16 protein-coding genes, 3 tRNA genes and 1 pseudogene are annotated in these 16511 nt (G+C 62.2%); 13 read left to right on the forward strand and 7 right to left on the reverse strand.

Features of this window, described 5'->3' with window-relative positions:
- Positions 1 to 101 precede the first annotated feature (101 nt).
- Together PDM29_RS14570 and PDM29_RS14575 are read left to right on the forward strand one after the other, a co-directional pair.
- A tRNA-Gly gene (locus tag PDM29_RS14570) sits at positions 102 to 177 on the forward strand.
- 47 nt (positions 178 to 224) lie between these two features.
- A tRNA-Cys gene (locus PDM29_RS14575) sits at positions 225 to 298 on the forward strand.
- A 281-nt stretch (positions 299 to 579) separates the two neighbouring features.
- Here the strand turns inward: PDM29_RS14575 and PDM29_RS14580 are convergent.
- Both PDM29_RS14580 and PDM29_RS14585 read right to left on the reverse strand, forming a co-directional pair.
- Entirely contained in the window at positions 580 to 969 is a 390-nt protein-coding gene (locus PDM29_RS14580; RefSeq protein ID WP_311190808.1) for a hypothetical protein, read from the reverse strand.
- 106 nt (positions 970 to 1075) lie between these two features.
- Entirely contained in the window at positions 1076 to 1468 is a 393-nt protein-coding gene (locus tag PDM29_RS14585; protein ID WP_311190809.1) for a HigA family addiction module antitoxin, read from the reverse strand.
- 793 nt (positions 1469 to 2261) lie between these two features.
- On the opposite strand from PDM29_RS14585, the gene PDM29_RS14590 reads away from it, so the two are divergent.
- The 4 genes from PDM29_RS14590 (at position 2262) to PDM29_RS14605 (ending at position 6090) form a co-directional block, all read left to right on the forward strand.
- Positions 2262 to 2486 (forward strand): hypothetical protein, encoded by a 225-nt coding sequence (locus tag PDM29_RS14590; RefSeq protein WP_311190810.1) that lies wholly within the window; start codon positions 2262 to 2264, stop codon positions 2484 to 2486.
- A gap of 568 nt (positions 2487 to 3054) precedes the next feature.
- Positions 3055 to 3846, forward strand: coding sequence for a KilA-N domain-containing protein (locus PDM29_RS14595; RefSeq protein ID WP_311190811.1), 792 nt, complete (start codon positions 3055 to 3057; stop codon positions 3844 to 3846).
- A 257-nt stretch (positions 3847 to 4103) separates the two neighbouring features.
- Positions 4104 to 4400, forward strand: coding sequence for a 4-fold beta flower protein (locus PDM29_RS14600; protein ID WP_311190812.1), 297 nt, complete (start codon positions 4104 to 4106; stop codon positions 4398 to 4400).
- Positions 4401 to 5577: 1177 nt separating this feature from the next.
- Positions 5578 to 6090, forward strand: a complete 513-nt coding sequence (locus PDM29_RS14605) for a hypothetical protein (protein WP_311190813.1) — start codon at positions 5578 to 5580, stop codon at positions 6088 to 6090.
- Between the two features lie 100 nt (positions 6091 to 6190).
- On the opposite strand, the gene PDM29_RS14610 is transcribed toward PDM29_RS14605, so the two are convergent.
- Complete coding sequence (locus PDM29_RS14610) at positions 6191 to 7420, reverse strand: type II toxin-antitoxin system HipA family toxin (protein ID WP_311190814.1); 1230 nt, start codon at positions 7418 to 7420, stop codon at positions 6191 to 6193.
- A gap of 840 nt (positions 7421 to 8260) precedes the next feature.
- Here PDM29_RS14610 and PDM29_RS14615 point away from each other — a divergent pair.
- Complete coding sequence (locus tag PDM29_RS14615; protein WP_125359671.1) at positions 8261 to 8494, forward strand: hypothetical protein; 234 nt, start codon at positions 8261 to 8263, stop codon at positions 8492 to 8494.
- 59 nt (positions 8495 to 8553) lie between these two features.
- Here PDM29_RS14615 and PDM29_RS14620 read toward each other — a convergent pair whose 3' ends face one another.
- Positions 8554 to 9639 (reverse strand): 4Fe-4S dicluster domain-containing protein, encoded by a 1086-nt coding sequence (locus PDM29_RS14620; RefSeq protein WP_311190815.1) that lies wholly within the window; start codon positions 9637 to 9639, stop codon positions 8554 to 8556.
- A gap of 2 nt (positions 9640 to 9641) precedes the next feature.
- A pseudogene (locus PDM29_RS14625) lies at positions 9642 to 9937 on the reverse strand (hypothetical protein).
- Positions 9938 to 10039: 102 nt separating this feature from the next.
- Between PDM29_RS14625 and PDM29_RS14630 the strand changes: the two are divergent.
- Positions 10040 to 10537: a group III truncated hemoglobin gene (locus PDM29_RS14630; RefSeq protein ID WP_311190816.1), complete on the forward strand. Its 498-nt coding sequence runs from the start codon at positions 10040 to 10042 to the stop codon at positions 10535 to 10537.
- 60 nt (positions 10538 to 10597) lie between these two features.
- A complete protein-coding gene (hemN, locus tag PDM29_RS14635; RefSeq protein WP_311190817.1) occupies positions 10598 to 12007 on the forward strand; it encodes an oxygen-independent coproporphyrinogen III oxidase in 1410 nt (469 codons plus the stop codon).
- Positions 12008 to 12018: 11 nt separating this feature from the next.
- Here the strand turns inward: hemN and PDM29_RS14640 are convergent, their stop codons facing one another.
- Positions 12019 to 12378 (reverse strand): hypothetical protein, encoded by a 360-nt coding sequence (locus tag PDM29_RS14640; protein WP_311190818.1) that lies wholly within the window; start codon positions 12376 to 12378, stop codon positions 12019 to 12021.
- A gap of 145 nt (positions 12379 to 12523) precedes the next feature.
- Positions 12524 to 12610 (reverse strand) — tRNA-Leu (locus tag PDM29_RS14645).
- A gap of 108 nt (positions 12611 to 12718) precedes the next feature.
- On the opposite strand from PDM29_RS14645, the gene PDM29_RS14650 reads away from it, so the two are divergent.
- From PDM29_RS14650 to PDM29_RS14665, 4 genes are all read left to right on the forward strand, one after another.
- On the forward strand, positions 12719 to 13411 hold the full coding sequence (locus PDM29_RS14650; protein ID WP_311190819.1) for a glutathione S-transferase family protein: 693 nt from the start codon (positions 12719 to 12721) through the stop codon (positions 13409 to 13411).
- Positions 13412 to 13468: 57 nt separating this feature from the next.
- Positions 13469 to 14458: a TraB/GumN family protein gene (locus tag PDM29_RS14655; protein WP_311190820.1), complete on the forward strand. Its 990-nt coding sequence runs from the start codon at positions 13469 to 13471 to the stop codon at positions 14456 to 14458.
- 83 nt (positions 14459 to 14541) lie between these two features.
- Positions 14542 to 14997, forward strand: a complete 456-nt coding sequence (locus tag PDM29_RS14660) for a BLUF domain-containing protein (protein WP_311190821.1) — start codon at positions 14542 to 14544, stop codon at positions 14995 to 14997.
- 217 nt (positions 14998 to 15214) lie between these two features.
- Positions 15215 to 16492 carry a nucleotide sugar dehydrogenase gene (locus tag PDM29_RS14665; protein WP_311190822.1) on the forward strand — a complete coding sequence of 426 codons (1278 nt, stop codon included), beginning with the start codon at positions 15215 to 15217 and terminating at the stop codon, positions 16490 to 16492.
- Positions 16493 to 16511 lie beyond the last annotated feature (19 nt).

Genomic DNA, 16511 nt, shown 5'->3' on the forward strand with positions numbered 1-16511 from the left:
CACGCGGGCATCGGCACCCCGGCAAGGGCGTTGGATGTGAAATAAAGTGTAAAAAGGCTGGTGTGTTTACGGTGGTTTCGGTAACATACGCGCCTGATTTTGCGGGAATAGCTCAGTTGGTAGAGCGCAACCTTGCCAAGGTTGAGGTCGCGAGTTCGAGTCTCGTTTCCCGCTCCAGAATCTGACAGCACCCCGGTCACGGGGTGTTGTTTTATAGAGTCACCGGCCTGGTGGCAGAGTGGTCATGCATCGGATTGCAAATCCGCGTACGCCGGTTCGATTCCGACCCAGGCCTCCATATAAAACCCCCTGATCCGTCAGGGGGTTTTTTATTGCCTGCTGGAAAATACATGTCGGCGGAACCCGTGATCTCAACTCTTTTTCGGGTGGCATCACGGTGGAGGGGCTGTAGAGCCGGGCTTGCCCGGCTGCTTTCAGCCGATGATCTGCGGCCTCGCGCGCACCCGGTAGCGTCGGTCGACAGACGACGGCCCTGAAACACCCAACGCCCGGTAACGCATGACCCCAAATCGAAACCGCCGTTGATCTGGCGCGAACAGCAGCCGGGCAAGCCCGGCTCTACGAAATCTTCCACACCAGATCCAGCCCGGCCTCATCCCGCACCGCGTAAACACGCTCGTACTGGAACGACAACACAAACCGATACCGGTGCTGCTTCGCAAACACCTCAATCAGCCGATAGATCTCATGCAGGCTCCGCAACATATGCGCCGCCCGGAAGTGAAACGTCACCGTCAACCCCACACTCCACTCCACCTGCATGCCCCTTGCCCCTAAAGCAAGCGGAACAGCGTGTTGCTTGAACCCAAACGCACACCTGCACCCCGGCAGCAGCCCAGCCCAGATGTTCTGATCAACATCGCTCGGCAGACCCAGCGAGCGAAGCGTGAACGCAACATCATCCAGCGTCACCCCGGACTCAATCTCCAGCACCATCACCAGGCTCATACCCGAACCTCCTGCACTCTGCGCAACAGCCCGCCGTGCCGGCCGGGCTGTGCACGAACTGACTACCCGGGCCGTACCGTAAACGTGGCGACCCATCCTGACCGTCCTACCAGCGCACGCGCGGGCGGATCAAGTCGATGTCCTCGCCCCAGGCGCAATACGCCATCTCCATGTCGTGCTTCGCCTGCAGATCCTGCCAGTACGCCGGCGGGTCGCCGAAGTAACGCCCCAGCCGCAGCGACAGTTCCGCACTGATGCTGCTGCGGCCACCAATCACCGATTCCAACCGCCCACGCTTGACCCGGATGGAATCCGCCAGCCGACGAATGGAAATGCCGGCCGGGCGCAGATAGTCGTCCATCAGCACGCGCCCTGGATGGATGCTCGCTGAGGGCTGAAACAGCGGCGCAGGCTGCACCGCTCCGCTTGCATGGCCGCCCTGAGGGCGCTCTGAATTCGCATGGTCAACACAACCTGCACAGGAACACTGCTCGCACATGGGAACCTCCCGAAACTGGGTAACGAATGAGTTCAACGAAGTGGCAATGCAGCGCGCAGCGATGGCGCGGCAGCATGCCGATCAGATCGCCGGGTCAGCGCCCGGCGTTATAAGTCTTGGATATGCGCGCGAAGTGGCAACGCCGAAGGGCGGCAGGCGCGCGGAAGACGTAAGCGAAGGCCTCGAGTGGGCAGCTCGAAGCGATGGATGAAGGCCCAGAACGTGTACATCTCAGACTCCCGGGAAAGGCCTTTCCCCCTATGGGAAAGGCGTCGGGAGGTTAGAAAACCGCAATCAGCAAACGGAGCAGGCTTATTTCCCCTGATCGGGGTGTTGTATTCGCCGCCCTCCCGACTTGGGACATCCAAGCATTGCTGATTCGGAGTTTTCTAATCTCCGAGGCCCACACTGCCGGACGCGCAAACGGATGTGAAGTGGCTGTTTTCTTGCGTTCCGCGCGATTTCGATAGGCTCCATCTATCGTTGACGCGTATGGCTCGAAAAACGCCGTTTTGGCGCGGATTCCGCGCCAGAATGGTCAGGTTGTGGCGGCATTCTGGCTTGGCATCGTTGCCACGGGATTACTCTGGTGAGGGTGTGGGTGTGTCGCATGCGGCTCTCTTCGCGGGCCAGTCGGTGGATTTCCCCCGGAGGGGGCCGGCAGCCGACGCCGGACGGATTCCAACCCGCCGGGGTTGGAACGAATCTGCCGCACATGGTGGCCGCCTGGCGCCATCATCGGTGGGGGCCGCAGGCGGCTAAACTGCTGGCGACGCCTCCGACAGGATTGGACATGGCCGCCAAGGACAAGGGAACGACGAGGGTCGGATTTCGCAATCGCAACGAGCAGACGAACATCCGCGCTACTAGCTTGCGAGGCACCGATCATGGGCAGGTCGTCTACGTGCTGCAATGTGAGCCCTGCGGCGAGGTGTACGGTGCCAACGGCAGCGATATCCACTTGCGCAAGTGCCCAGCATGCCAAGGCGGGCGGCCAAAGCTGACGTTCGCGCCGTAGAGAGCTGTAGAGCCTCAAAGTTCTGTGGAGCGGGTAGGAAATGTGCCGTGCAGGCGCGGAAAGCTTGTGACCTTGCCCGACCTTGACTTAGGGGGGGGGCATGGCTCCACCTGCGATTTGCAACTCGGCGAACATGGACCCTGCGCTTTTACACGCGCTTTTTCAATCGGAAGTCGCCATAACCCATTGACAGCGCGATAGTTTTCGACAGGTTGCAACCGTTCGTCGGGTGCCCTCGTGGGCTACGCCTTGCGCCACAAGGGATTGCTGAAATTTCCTACATTTAGCGTTGACGATCCCCAACACCCCCACTATCTTGATTGGCGTCGAGGGACGGTCCCGAGACCCCCAAACGTAAGAGCCCCACCTAGTTGGCGCTAGGCAGGGCTCGGGGTTACATGCAGTAGGCAGTACACGGGTACGGCGTACAACTCGTTCGGCTAGATCGAGGTAACGGCGAAATAGTGTCAACTGTTGACAGCTGTGTCAATGCGACGCCTGTCAGGTTCGTGACGTTGGTCACATTCGTTTGTGCGTCGTCCCGTGCTTTCCAAGAGGAAAACACGCAATGGCTATAAACCAGCAGCTTTCGCTGCATCTCATCCACCGTAAGGTGGACGACGCCCTCATTGAGCAGCGGAAGCTCGATGGGTACATCAACGCCACGGCGATGTGCCAAGCGGTAGGGAAGCGATTCTTTGATTACCGACGCCTGGAAGCCACCTGTCAGTTCCTTGAGGAGCTGGCAGCGGAAACGGGATATCCCGTTTCCGAGCTAATTCAGATAGTTAAGGGCTCTGGTCCGCAGGGAACGTGGGTCCACCCCGATGTCGCCATGCACCTAGCTCAGTGGCTTTCACCAAAGTTCGCGGTGGCGGTGGCCAAGTGGGTTCGCGAATGGCTGTCTGGCCGCCAGCCCAGCGGTGCGCCCGGCCCTGGCTTGCCCCATCACATCCAGCGCTATCTTGCCAACAAGGACAAGGTGCCATACACGCATTTCTCGATTTTGAGTGAACTGGCGATTTCGTTGATCGCTCCCCTCGAGGCCAGGGGGTATACCCTCCCTGAGCGGATGGTTCCCGATATCTCAGAAGGCAAGATGTTCGCGAAGTGGCTGCGGGACCAGGGTGTGGATACGTCTCAGATGCCGACCTACGAGCATCGCTACGCGGATGGTCGCGTTTGCAATGCAAAGATGTATCCGGTCGGCTACCTGCACGCGTTCCGGCTGCATTTCAACGAGGTCTGGCTGCCTAACAAGGCACATCAGTATTTCCGCGAGCGTGACCCTTCCGCACTTCCTCACCTAGACAAGATGTTACTGGAAGCGCCTGGCGTTCCGAACTTGCCAGCGGCCTAGTAATCCTCCCGCCTCCGATCAGAGATATCGGGGGCGGGGCGGATGTGGCTTACTGCACTTTTCCACTCCGGCGTATTTCACAAATTCGAACATAATAAAGTGTGAAATCCCTTCTCTGTGGGTCAAGGAGTACTTCTCGTGACGGATAAAATGACCGTTTAGCTTCGAGTTTTCTCGTGTGAATTCCAAATCGTCGCCGGGATTCGACTGTAGGCTCCTCAGGCTGGCGATGGCGAAAGATATTTTGGAGAAAAGTTATGATCCAGTATATCTACAGCTCGCGCGGAGCCGCTATTGGTTTCATTAGCGGTAAGTATATTCATGACATGCGAGGTCGCGCCATTGGTCAACTAGATGGCACGCACGTTCACAAGATCACTGGGCAGTATGTGGGCGAGCTGTATCAGGAAATGGTTGTGAACATGCACTTGGGGAATTTGGGGAACATTGGCAACCCGGGTAATCCTGGTAATCCGGGTAGCCCAGGAAATCCGGGAAATCGCGGTTCTATGAATGCTGGCTATCCGGACGTTTTTGACCTCCTGTTGCGCTAGTCAGCAAGGGAGAGATCTTCGGTTAACTGCTGATCTCAGAAGCGCGAAAGCTTGTAGCTCGACGGCGCATCGGCGACCCGCTGCTATCTATTCGTTCCGCAATGTTGGAGTGACCTTAGTGTCAGCGTGCTTGCGGTGGATAATCTTGAGAATTTTTCGAGAAGCCAATTTAAGCGAAGATAATTTTGTTGAAAGCTATGTCCGAGTTCCTCTGATTTTCTTTGGCGCTGGGCGGTGTTTCTAAGTGGATGCCCGATACTTCTTGGAGCGTGCATATGCAAAGTGACGAGAACGATGGAGTTGCGGATGCGTTTGTCGCAAACATTCTTGCAGCCGGAGCGGATAAGGGGTTCCGCTCTCTAGACGTCTTTGTGACATGGTTCGTCGCTGGGACGGCAGCGGCCGTTGGATTGGCCGCTGCGAACCTTGAAAAGCTGACGTGGGTGATCACGCCGTCTCGTCTCCAAGCTGAATTGCCATGCCTTGCTGTGATCTTACTGCTAGTTCTGGGTTCCAAGTTTCTAGGTAGCCTAATCTGCACCATGGCCGGTGCGATGGAGGCAGCTGTGAGCGTGATGAGGCGGTACGACGAGATTAATGTCCCAATAGTTGGGATAGGGGCATTTGAGGCAGCGCGCCGTCGGGCAATGCCTTGGCCAGCTCTGGCGACCGAATGGGCGTGGGCGAAGCTTACCGGCAGACGCAGGCCTAACCTTGGACGAGTCGTCACTTGGCTCTTGATTGGAAGTGGGAGCTGCGCCCTAGTGGCCGCTTGCTTAACGGCAAAGTTCTGGATCTCCTTGCTGGCCTAACTAATTACTGTGGTAGAGCATGGTCTTTCACTTTACAGCCCCACTAAGTCCGTCGGAAAAGCCTGTGAGACGGATGCGCTAGGGATAGCGGTTGTGGAGCGGGATTTAATGCTAGGTCTTGATCTGTCGGGGATGTCTCCTAATCCTCGGAGTAAGACGATCAATCTCGTTCGCTCTAGCCAAGGATAGGGGATCTATATGGTGCTCGATAACGGCGGACTACTTGGGCTGGGAGGATCGAGCCATGCAGTCAGAATCGAGTCGGCTACTGGCGAAGGTGTTCATGCGCCTTTGCTCACTTTTGTCACTCGATACATGGCTCCGCACGGTCATGCATCGGGTCATTGTTAAAGGGATTTCAATAAATGACAGTCAGTCAGCAAGCCGCATTGCAGGGCCATAACTTCGAACGCCTTAGGGATCACATCTTGCCGCTCTCGCGCGCTACCACGTTCTCGGTCGCAGTGACCGAGTGGGATCTGGTGGCTGTTGAAATCAGTGACGAGTTCGATAGCTGTCCTTGTGGGCAGGAAATCAAAGAACACTGCTTTATCCACAATCGGATTACTGGTCACCGTACGCATGTCGGAAACGTGTGCATCAATCGGTTTCTGGCCATTGATACGGGTACACTTTTTGATGGTTTGAAGCGAATCAAGAATTCTCAGGGCCGTGCCAACCTCGACTTGATCGAGCATGCTTATCGTATGGGCTACCTTTACGATCTTAATGAGTACGAGTTTTTGGTAAAGATCAAGCGGAAGAGGATTCTTTCACCAAAGCAGGCGGCCTGGGAACAAAAGATCCACCGCCGTATCCTCAGTGAAACGGTCGTGACTAAGCGCTCTGATCCATCGACTTCTCGAAAGCGTGTCTGAGTGATGAGGCGTTGATGTGGGCTTCCCAGTCCGCGATCTTGTGTTTACCCGCTTGATGAGCGCATCGTCCAGATCGGCGAACACAATGGTCAGCGCGGTATCAAGATTGCGCATGCACCCGGCTGGCAGCAACGCTAGTTCTGCCAGCTTCCCATTCCGCAACCAGTCGCTTTCCGTACTTACCTTCCAACCGTGAAGCATGCGCCTGCAGCGTCTCGCTCATCGCAGTGGCGATACGGTCAATGATCAGTTCGGGATTCTCGACCTCACACACGGAGCGCCCGAAGAGCAGGAGATCCTCGCGAGACGGATAGTGGCGATCCTTCGCCCCGGAGAAGAGCTTGAGTGCCATGGTTCGATCGACCCGCTCAGTGCCGGTGCGCTGGTTGTAGTAGGGGTAGATGGTAGTGGTCACAACATCGTAGATCGGTGCCAGCCGCGCCTCGCCGGCGGATGGGTCGCGGTACAGCAGGCCGAAGTTCTTCAGGTGTGCGTCGCCATTCCGTACCATGACGGACAAGGTGACTGAGGCAAAGAAAGCCTCGAGATTCGCCAACCGGGCATTGCCACTGAACGCGCTGATGTAGCGAGCGGTTGCCTCATAGCTGCCCTGATACTTGTAGTTCCCCTGTGCGTCGCGGGGCTTGGCCATGAGTACGGCCATGTCCTCGAATCCAAGTCGCTCGGGAACCAGATCGAAACGACGAAGGATGAAAAGTTGGGCATCATCGGACAGCCAGAAGTCCGGAACGTCCAAGCCGGCGCGCCGCGCCGCATCCATGCACAGGAACTCGTTCTGGGAGAGCCACGGGTAGTCGTCTGCGCCGGCCTTTACGATCAGGTCCGCTTCGAGGCGTTCGGGCAGTGCGGTGTCCGCGTCTGGAATCATCACCTTGGGTTGAACGCCGGAGATACCAGAATCGAAGTAGGTCTCCACCAGGAACTCAAACAACCCTTGGGACGCGGGTTCATGCAGCAACTGCTCGAGCCCCACCTGCGGCGGGGGTTCATGCCACTGCTCGCCAGGTTGCAGAAACTGGAGCCGTCCGATCTGACGCCGCCCGGTTATCGCCAGAAGCCGCATGTCGTTAATGCGCTCGTGCTTGGCAATGCGCCGCCTTATCAGGTCGAGCAGGTAGCCCTCCGGCAGGTTCATTGAGAACGCCGGCATCAACGGATTGGATACGTAGCTTCGCGCCCGGATGGGCATGGTCAGGGACGCCTCATTCCCGCGCTCGGTTGTGGTGTAGCTGAAGACGTACTGGGCTTGGCGGAGCAGGTGGCCAGCTTCCCCAGTGGGGGTGACCACGCGCAGGTCCTTAATCTTCATTATTCACCAAGCGGCCTCGCGATCATGGTCATGGGCAACCATAGCCTGAGAGGATCCGTTTCCGCGCGCTCGAATCCAGACCGCTCGTAGAACGCAACCGCGTCCTCTTTGGCGTCCACGAATAGCCCAGTTTCGCCAATGGTCTCGCTCACCTCCACCGCCCGCGTATTCCTTGTGTCGTTCGCAGCGCGTTATGCGTCGCTCCACGCGGTCGCGCTGGATGGGGACATCGCTGTCGTAGAGCCGGGCTTGCCCGGCTGACGGAGTCCGTGCACGTTGAGAAGCCGGGCAAGCCCGGCTCTACGAGTTCCCGGCGTGTGCATGCCGCGTCGCAGTCAGCGCGGCTTGGGCGTCCATCGAACGGTACTACGGCTACTTCCAGTGTCATGCTGTCGTGTCTCCAGGTGCTGCTTCAGAGAGACTGCGAGACGGTCAGAGATCGGCTTGGGGTTGTCGAGGGCATCCGCAATGCGCTTGATGTCCTTCTGGCCCAGTCGAATGATCCTCGCCCGGGAATTACTGTTCACATTCATGGGGTACCTCCTTTTTCATGTCTGATTGGCCAGAGTCAGTCAAAGGCCTCCTCACTCACTGGACTACGGTCCGTGCCGGTGGTGCCAGAAGGGCGGCGACTGCGCCCCGGAAACGTCCATCGCTGGACAATATTTCACATGCCTGAACGCTTCATCCCGAGCGCCATCAATTTGGCGCTTGCAATTGACTTGTCGCGAAGAGCGTGCAAAGTTCAAGTGAACCGCGAGTGAAGCGCGCTATGTGGTCCACACAGCGCGTTGACAGGGGCAGCTCGTCACCGAAGCAGGACAAGTTCACGGAGGTCGTATGCGATACGGCACTAATGACTTGGCTGACGGCGTGCGCTCCGAGCTGGAGGCCAGCTATAGCAAGCATGGCTGCGGCCCGGAGTTCTGGACCACCTACCAACAGGTGCTGGAGCGCCTGGTGCCACAGGGCAGGAGCCGCACGCAGGTCACCAATGAGCTGGCGTTGATTATTGAGCAGCTGGGGATTGTGCGAAGGGCGCAGATGGTGCCGTCGCGGAGCGAGCGTTCGTAGGGACACGCCATGCGTGTCCACGGGATTTCTGGCCATTCGACGACGCGCATGGCGCGTCGCTACAGGAGACCCACCGCTAGCAGGACCATCAGGGTGGCCAGCGCTGCCAGTGTGCGTGGGCGCAACCAGCGTTGCGGCTGCTGGCGCATGGCGTTTTCGCTGGCCACTTTGACCAAGCCTTCGGGGAAGCCCTGGGCCCGCATCTGCGCATCGCAGGCGTCCACGCAGGCCCCACAGGCAATGCAGTCCGGCAGGGGGGCGTTGCGCACGTCCAACTGCATCGGGCACACGTCCACACACGCGCCGCAATCCACGCAGTCACCCAGCCGGTCATCGGCGAAGCGCGGCATCGGTCCGGCCAGGGCCGGGTGCGCGGCGCGGAACGCGTAGTCGCTGGCACTGACCGGATCCAGCAGGCCGCGGCCGCGTTCCTCCACACCGCCTTGGCCGGGTGCGCGCGCACCGCGTGGCTCGGCGCGGCGGGCGTCGTAGCAGATCTGCGGGGTATCGGCGTCGCTGAGCAGGGGCGCGACACGGGCGTACGGGCACAGGTCAATGCACACCTGCTCGCGTAGGAAACCGGCATTGCCCCAGGTGGCCAGCGCATAGAACAGCACCCAGAAGATTTCCCAGCCACTCCAGGCCAGCGGCCACAGGCCGGTCACCAGCTGGTCAATCGGGCTGAAGAAGCCGACAAAGGTGATGCCGGTCCACAGCGCCACAGCGGCCCAGGCCACGTGCTTGACCGTGGCGGCGAGGCGCCGCGAGCGCAGGTGACGCTGGCAGCCCCGCTCGATCCGGCGGAACAGGCCGCTCCACAAGGTCTGCGGGCAGGCATAGCCGCACCAGACGCGTCCGCCCAGGTTGGTCAGCAGCACCAGCGAGGTGGCCAGGACGGCGATCAGGCCGAGCAGCACGCCCAGGTCCTGCGGCCACAGGGTCAGCCCGAACAGGTCGAAACGACGGCCGGGCAGGTCAAACAACAGCGCCTGACGGTCGTTCCAGCGCAGCCAGGGCAGCAGATAGAAGCCGGCCAGCAGGGCCGCCGGCAGCAGGGCGCGCCAGCGCAGGCGCGGTGGCGATACCGGCGGCGGCGAGGGCGGCGGCGTGGAATCGATGAGATGAAGGTGCAGGCGACGCGGCATGCTCAACCCAGCGGCAGGTCGTCGTCGTCACGGCGCAGCCGCCGCAACAGGTACCAGGTCACCGCGCTGGCACCCGCGGTCACCCCCAGAACATGAAGAAGCCCAGGGTGTAGCCCATCTCGCGGCTGATCGCATGCTGCGGGAAGGTGATGTCGCGCAGGCGCAGCGGGTCGACAAAGGCGAAAAACACCATGGTCGCCAACCCCGCCGCGACAAAGCTGGGCCACAGGATCGCGCCCCATTGGCGGATCAGCAGCCGGCGGCGATCCGTCGCGGAAGTGTCGGGGGTATCGTTCATGGGCGCAGACTAGGCCCTGCGACAGCGCGCCACATTGATCCTGATCAAGGCGAAGCGCATCATCCGCGCGACGTTGTGCCGCACCTGCCGCCGAGGCCCCCCATGCTGGACCCATCTCCCCACCCGCTGCCTTACCCGTCGCTGGCCCTGTGCAGCGAGGAAGAGGTGACCCGGCTGGTTCATGACTTCTATGCACGGGTCCGCCAGGAGCCGCGGCTGGGGCCGATCTTCAACGCGCATGTGAAGGACTGGGATGCGCACCTGGCCCAGCTGGTCGACTTCTGGTCCGCCATGCTGCGCGGTACCCGCCGCTTCAGCGGCGCGCCCATGCCCAAGCACATGGCGATGGACCATCTGGACCGCGACCTGTTCGACCGCTGGCTGGTGCAGTTCCGCCTGACCACGGCCGAAAGTGGCAATGAACCGATGCAGCAGCTGGCCGATGACGTAGCCCGGCGCATCGGCGACACCTTCTGGCGGCGCTACCAGATGCTGCGCTGGCCGCAGATTCCGGTGGCCGGTCGGCCACAACTGCGCGATGGCTGCGGGCACGTGGCCGGCGAGGGCTGCGGTGGGGCAGGGGCGGCCAACGAGGACTGACCGGACCGCCGATTGATCTGGCTCAATGCGCGTACCGGCGGGTGCGCGCAGGCTGTGCCCATGGACACCTTCTCGCCCGCCGCCGCCGGCCTTGCCTGGCAGTTCGACCCGGAACTGCTGCGTCGTCACGACCGTCCCGGTCCCCGCTATACCTCATATCCCACCGCGCCGCATTTCCATGACGGCTTCGGCGAGCACCAGCTGCGCGCCGCCATTGCCGGCAGCAATGTCAGCGCCCGCGCGCTGTCGCTGTACGTGCATGTGCCGTATTGCAGCAGCCCGTGCTTCTACTGCGGCTGCAACCGGGTGATCACGCGTGATCACAGCAAGGGGGTGGCCTATGTGGCGCGCGTGCTGAGCGAGGCCGACCAGATCGCGCCGTTGTTCGACCCCAGCCGCGAAGTGATCCAGCTGCATCTGGGCGGTGGCACGCCGAACTTCCTGGCCGCCGAGCAGATGCGCGAACTGATCGACGGCCTGCGCCAGCGCTTTTCTTTCAGTGAGGCCGCCAGCCGCGATTTCTCGATCGAACTCGACCCGCGTCATGTCACCCGGGCCGACATCGCCGGGCTCGCCGCGCTGGGCTTCAACCGCGCCAGCCTGGGCATCCAGGACTTCGACCCCACGGTGCAGCGCGCGATCAACCGCGAGCAGGGGGTGGAGCCGACCTTGGAAGTGCTGCGCGCGTGCCGTGAGTACGGCCTGCGCTCGGTCAACGTGGACCTGATCTACGGCCTGCCGCACCAGACCCTCGAGGGCTTTGCACAGACCCTGGAAACGGTGCTGCGCGAGCGCCCGGATCGACTGGCCATCTATGGCTACGCGCACCTGCCGAACCTGTTCAAGGCGCAGCGGCAGATTCCGGACGAGGCATTGCCCAGCCCGGAACAGAAGCTGGCGCTGCTCGGGCTGGCGGTGCGCCGGCTGTCACTGGCCGGTTACCAGTACATCGGCATGGACCATTTCGCGCTGCCCGAAGAAGACCTGTCGCGGGCCCAACGTGCCGGTCAGCTGCATCGCAACTTCATGGGTTACACCACGCATGCGCAGACCGACCTGGTCGGGCTGGGGGCCAGTGCGATCAGCCGCATCGGCGACAGCTACAGTCAGAACCCGCGCGATCTGCCGGGATGGGAATCGGCGGTGGATGCGGGACGGTTGCCGGTGTGGCGCGGGCTGACCCTGGATGCCGACGACGCACTGCGCGCGGAACTGATCGGGCAGCTGATGTGCCAGGGCGAGGTGGACGGGCATGCGCTGGCCGCGCGCCATGGGGTGGACTTCGAGAGCTACTTCAGCGACGCGCTGATCGCGCTGCAGGCGCTGCAGCATGACGGTCTGGCCGAATATGCCGATGGCGTGGTCCGCGCTACCGAGCAGGGACGCCCGTTGCTGCGCCTGCTGGCGATGTGCTTCGACCGCTACCTGGGCAAGGTGGAGTCACCCGCGCGGTACTCGCGGGCGATCTGAACTTCAGGGTGTCAGCCGCTCGCCTTCAGCAGGGCGACGGCTGCCGTCAGAAACGACACGATGATGCCGGTACCGAGGATGATGGGGGCCCAACGGTACTCACGCAGCAGCTTGGCTGTTTCAATGTCAGCGCGTCGAGATTCGGCATGCGCCTTGAGCGATTCTGCGTGGATCCTGGCTGATTCTGCCTGGATGTTGCGTATCTCTTCGGATGTTCTGGAGGTCTCCGCCTGGGCCCTGCGCAACTCTTCAAAGTTCCTGAAGGTTTCCGCCTCGGTTTTGCGCAACTCTTCGAGGATTCTGAAGGTCTCCGCCTGAGTCCTGACGGCCTCTTGCATCGTCTTGAAGGATTCCGCCATCAGCTTGTCCATTTCCGCTTCGTGCCTGGAGACCATGTGAACCTCGGTTGTGGAATCGGCGCAGTTTAAGCGCGGCGTTCAACCGGGTTTTGCGGCTCATCGCACGGTTAGCGGCGGTAGCTCGAACGCAATGAAGATGGTTGCAACATGCAAAAAGTGGTGCCCGGAGCCGGAATCGAACCGGCATGGGGTTTCCCCCGGCGGATTTTAAGTCCGATGCGTCTACCAGTTTCGCCACCCGGGCCGGTTCGACGGCGGGAATTGTAGCTGAATCCTGACCCCGCGCCGGGTAGAAGTTCCCGATCCGTTTTGCCGCTAGCATGTCGCAACTGCCACAAAGAGCGCACAGCCCATGCTGAAACTGCACATCGGCAACAAAAACTACTCCTCGTGGTCGATGCGCCCCTGGGTGCTGATGACCCAGGCCGGCATCCCGTTCGAGGAGGTTCTGCTGCGTTTCGACAGCTTCGACCCGGATTCGCAGTTCAAACGCGCCGCCGAGGCGCTGTCGCCGTCGGGCACGGTGCCGGTGCTGGTCGATGGGGAGCAGGTGGTGTGGGACACCCTGGCCATCGCCGAAACCCTGGCCGAGCGCTTCCCGGAATGTCGTTTATGGCCTGCCGACGCCACTGAGCGGGCGCTTGCACGCAGTGCCACCGCCATGATGCACGCCGGGTTCGGTGCATTGCGTCAGCACTTTCCGATGAACATCGAGGCCCATCTGCCAGAGGTCGGCGCGCGCGTGCTGCGCGAGCAGCCGGCCGTGGTCGCCGACCTGGAGCGCCTGCTTTCGCTGTGGGAACGACTGCTGGGCCGGCACCAGGGTCCGTTGCTGTTCGACCACTTCAGCATTGCCGACGCCTTCTACGCGCCGGTGGTGATGCGCCTGGTGACCTATGCGGTGCCGGTGACCCCGCGCGTGCAACAGTACATCGACGCGGTGCGCGCGCTGCCGGGCGTCAGCCAATGGATCTCCGGCGCACTGGCCGAACATGACTTCCGGCCCTTCGAGGAGCCGTATCGCGACGCGCAGGATCAGGCCTGAGCGCACAGGCGACCCCGCAACTGGAGGCAGGGCATGGGCAGAAGGAGGGCAGGGTGGATGGTCGCCGCGCTGGCATGGGCGGTGTCGGGTCCGATCGTGGCGCAGGAGCCTGCAGCGCCGCCGGTGGGCGAGGTGGTCGATCTGGCCCCGGTGGTCGTGTCCGGGGTGCAACCCGGCCCGGGCCTGTGGCAGGTGACCGCACCCAACGGGCATACGCTGTGGATCCTCGGCACGGTCACGCCCTTGCCGAAGAAGATTGATTGGCGCGCGGATGAGGTCAAGGCGGTGATCGCCAGCGCCGACGCGGTGCTGTCCAGCCCGGGCTGGACGGTGGACGCCGACGTCGGCTTCTTTGGCCGGTTGACCCTGATCCGTCCGGCGATGAAGGCCGCGCATGATCCCGAAGGACGTCGGCTGGAACAGATCCTGCCGGCGGACGTCTACGCGCGCTGGCTGCGGCTGAAGCAACCTTATCTGGGCCGGGACCGGGGCGTGGAGAAGGACCGTCCGCTGGTCGCCGCGACCCGGTTGTATGCGGCGGCGCTGGACGAGGTCGGGCTGGAGCAGCGCTCGCCGGTCAGCAAGGTGCTGGAAAAGGCCTACAAGGCGCGCGGGCTCAAGCCGGTGGAAACCCGGGTGGTGATCAAGGTGGAGGACCCGCGCAAGGCGCTGAAGGAAATGCAGGCCAACGCGCTGGACGACGTGCAGTGCCTGGAACGTACCATGGACCGGGTGGAGCACGAGCTGCCGCTGCTGGTGGAGCGGGCCAATGCCTGGTCGGTGGGCGATGTGGAGGCGCTGCAGCGGCTCTCGACCACCGGCCCGTACGACGCCTGCGTCGGCGCGATCACCCGCAGTGAATTTGGTCGCCGGCGCGGACTTGGTGATCTGGACGCGCGCGCGGCGCAGGCCTGGATGCGCGCGGCACAGAAGGGTCTGGCCGACCATAAAGTGTTGTTTGCGACAGTCCCGGTGTACCTGCTGGTGTCACCCGATGGGTACCTGGAACGATTGAAGCAAGCCGGCTACAGCGTGCAGACCCCCTGACTGCTGCGCTGCCACACGAAAGCGCGTTCCCCGTTTCCCGTCTTCATGGCATAGTCATTTCTGGTTCACGGGGGAGTATGCGCATGTCTCTGCGGGCGGTCGCCTATGTCAGCGAAGCAGTCGAAGGAATCGGCGGTGCGGACATGGACCGCATACTTGCAGATGCGTCCGCGCACAACCGCATGGCCGGTGTGACCAGTGTGCTGATGTTCGACGGCGTGCGCTTCCTGCAGTACCTCGAGGGCCCCGAAGACGGCGTGCGCTCGGTCTACCCGCGGGTGCTCAATGCACGCAGCCACCATCACCTGCGGGAGCTGGCGCAAGGCGAGGTGCCTACCCGTCAGTTCCCGCGCTGGACCATGGCCTCGGCGCGGATCGAACCCGCTGTGCTGGCCGACATCGTTGAGACACCCTGGGACGGTTTTGCCGCTGCAGCTCCGGTCAACGGCGAGCGCCGCGTGGGTTTCGCGCGCCTGCTGGAACTGTGGACCGGCGTTTCCGGGGAGCTGGAGCCGGCCGCATTGAGCTTGGGGTCGTAACAGGAAACTCACGTCGCGCGGGGTACTCTCTTCCTACCAGCTGTGACCGGTTCCGGGGCCAACCCCGGAGTTGTTCTGAAAGGGTAGTAACCGCAGCTGGACCACTTTCCTTGGCCGTCGTCCGTACTCTCCGCGGGCGGCGGCTTTGTTCTTTGTGGTCACCTGCATGTCGCGATAGGCTATGTGGATGCCGGCTACCCGATTACCGAACTTATCAATGGCCGACCACATCGCGCAGGCGCGCATCGGGGTGATCGGGCTGGGCTACGTGGGGCTGCCGTTGACGGTTGCCTTCGGCCAGCACCTGCCCACCCTGGGATATGACATCGATGCTGCCCGCGTGCAGGAACTGCAGCAGGGTCGTGACCACACCCTGGAAGTGGAGACACACGAACTGGCCGCCGCCGTGCACGCCCGTTACAGCGCTGATCCCGCTGCGCTGGCGGACTGCACGGTCTACATCGTGACCGTGCCCACGCCCATCGATGCCCACGAACAGCCGGACCTGGGGCCGCTGCGTAGCGCGAGCACCCTGATCGCCGGCGTGCTCAAGCCCGGCGACCTGGTCATCTACGAATCCACTGTCTACCCCGGCACCACCGAGGAAGTGTGCGTGCCGCTGCTGGAAGCCGGCTCTGGCCTACGCTTCAACCAGGACTTCCACTGCGGCTACAGCCCCGAGAGGATCAACCCAGGCGACCGCCAGCGCCGCCTGCCGGACATCCGCAAGATCACCTCTGGCTCCACGCCGGAAGTGGCTGCGGTGGTCGATGCGCTGTACGCACGCATCATCACCGCCGGCACCTGGCCGGCACCGTCGATCCGCGTCGCAGAGGCCGCCAAGGTGATCGAGAACATCCAGCGCGACGTCAACATCGCGCTGGTCAACGAGCTGGCGTTGATCTTCGACCGGCTGGGCATCGATACCCAGGACGTGCTGGATGCTGCCGGCAGCAAGTGGAACTTCCTGCCGTTCCGTCCCGGGCTGGTCGGGGGGCACTGCATTGGCGTGGACCCGTATTACCTGCTGCACAAGTCCGAAAGCGTGGGTTATCACCCGGACCTGATCCACACCGCGCGCCAGGTCAACAACCGGGTCGGCGCACATGTGGCCGAGCGCGTGCTGTCACTGCTGGACGCGCGCGGCACCGCGCGCGCACAGGCACGGGTGCTGGTGCTGGGCGTGACCTTCAAAGAGAACTGCCCGGACCTGCGCAACAGTCGCGCGCTGGAACTGGCGCAGGCGCTGCAGGCGGCGGGCACCCAGGTGCAGGTGCAGGATCCGTGGGTGGGTGCGGCCGCGCTGGCTGGCAGTGGCGTGACGCTGGTCGACGTACCCGAAGCGCATGCGTTCGACGCCGTGGTGCTGGCCGTGGCACATGATCGTTTCCGTCAGATGGACACCGACGCGATCCGTGCGCTGCTGCGCCCGGGCGGCGTGGTGTACGACGTGAAGTCGGTGTGGCCGCGCGAGGTCGTTGACGACCGGCTCTAGACCGGAAGGGCGGTAGACT

This window comes from Stenotrophomonas oahuensis, from assembly GCF_031834595.1.
GTDB classification, from domain to species: Bacteria; Pseudomonadota; Gammaproteobacteria; order Xanthomonadales; family Xanthomonadaceae; genus Stenotrophomonas; species Stenotrophomonas oahuensis.

What these genes read in the sequence shown, in the direction of transcription:
- PDM29_RS14580 (WP_311190808.1), bottom strand. Translation starts at nt 969, where the DNA reads ATGAGCCTGGTGATGGTGCTGGAGATTGAGTCCGGGGTGACGCTGGAT.
- PDM29_RS14585 (WP_311190809.1), bottom strand. Translation starts at nt 1,468, where the DNA reads ATGTGCGAGCAGTGTTCCTGTGCAGGTTGTGTTGACCATGCGAATTCA.
- PDM29_RS14590 (WP_311190810.1), top strand. Translation starts at nt 2,262, where the DNA reads ATGGCCGCCAAGGACAAGGGAACGACGAGGGTCGGATTTCGCAATCGC.
- PDM29_RS14595 (WP_311190811.1), top strand. Translation starts at nt 3,055, where the DNA reads ATGGCTATAAACCAGCAGCTTTCGCTGCATCTCATCCACCGTAAGGTG.
- PDM29_RS14600 (WP_311190812.1), top strand. Translation starts at nt 4,104, where the DNA reads ATGATCCAGTATATCTACAGCTCGCGCGGAGCCGCTATTGGTTTCATT.
- PDM29_RS14605 (WP_311190813.1), top strand. Translation starts at nt 5,578, where the DNA reads ATGACAGTCAGTCAGCAAGCCGCATTGCAGGGCCATAACTTCGAACGC.
- PDM29_RS14610 (WP_311190814.1), bottom strand. Translation starts at nt 7,420, where the DNA reads ATGAAGATTAAGGACCTGCGCGTGGTCACCCCCACTGGGGAAGCTGGC.
- PDM29_RS14615 (WP_125359671.1), top strand. Translation starts at nt 8,261, where the DNA reads ATGCGATACGGCACTAATGACTTGGCTGACGGCGTGCGCTCCGAGCTG.
- PDM29_RS14620 (WP_311190815.1), bottom strand. Translation starts at nt 9,639, where the DNA reads ATGCCGCGTCGCCTGCACCTTCATCTCATCGATTCCACGCCGCCGCCC.
- PDM29_RS14630 (WP_311190816.1), top strand. Translation starts at nt 10,040, where the DNA reads ATGCTGGACCCATCTCCCCACCCGCTGCCTTACCCGTCGCTGGCCCTG.
- hemN (WP_311190817.1), top strand. Translation starts at nt 10,598, where the DNA reads ATGGACACCTTCTCGCCCGCCGCCGCCGGCCTTGCCTGGCAGTTCGAC.
- PDM29_RS14640 (WP_311190818.1), bottom strand. Translation starts at nt 12,378, where the DNA reads ATGGACAAGCTGATGGCGGAATCCTTCAAGACGATGCAAGAGGCCGTC.
- PDM29_RS14650 (WP_311190819.1), top strand. Translation starts at nt 12,719, where the DNA reads ATGCTGAAACTGCACATCGGCAACAAAAACTACTCCTCGTGGTCGATG.
- PDM29_RS14655 (WP_311190820.1), top strand. Translation starts at nt 13,469, where the DNA reads ATGGTCGCCGCGCTGGCATGGGCGGTGTCGGGTCCGATCGTGGCGCAG.
- PDM29_RS14660 (WP_311190821.1), top strand. Translation starts at nt 14,542, where the DNA reads ATGTCTCTGCGGGCGGTCGCCTATGTCAGCGAAGCAGTCGAAGGAATC.
- PDM29_RS14665 (WP_311190822.1), top strand. Translation starts at nt 15,215, where the DNA reads ATGGCCGACCACATCGCGCAGGCGCGCATCGGGGTGATCGGGCTGGGC.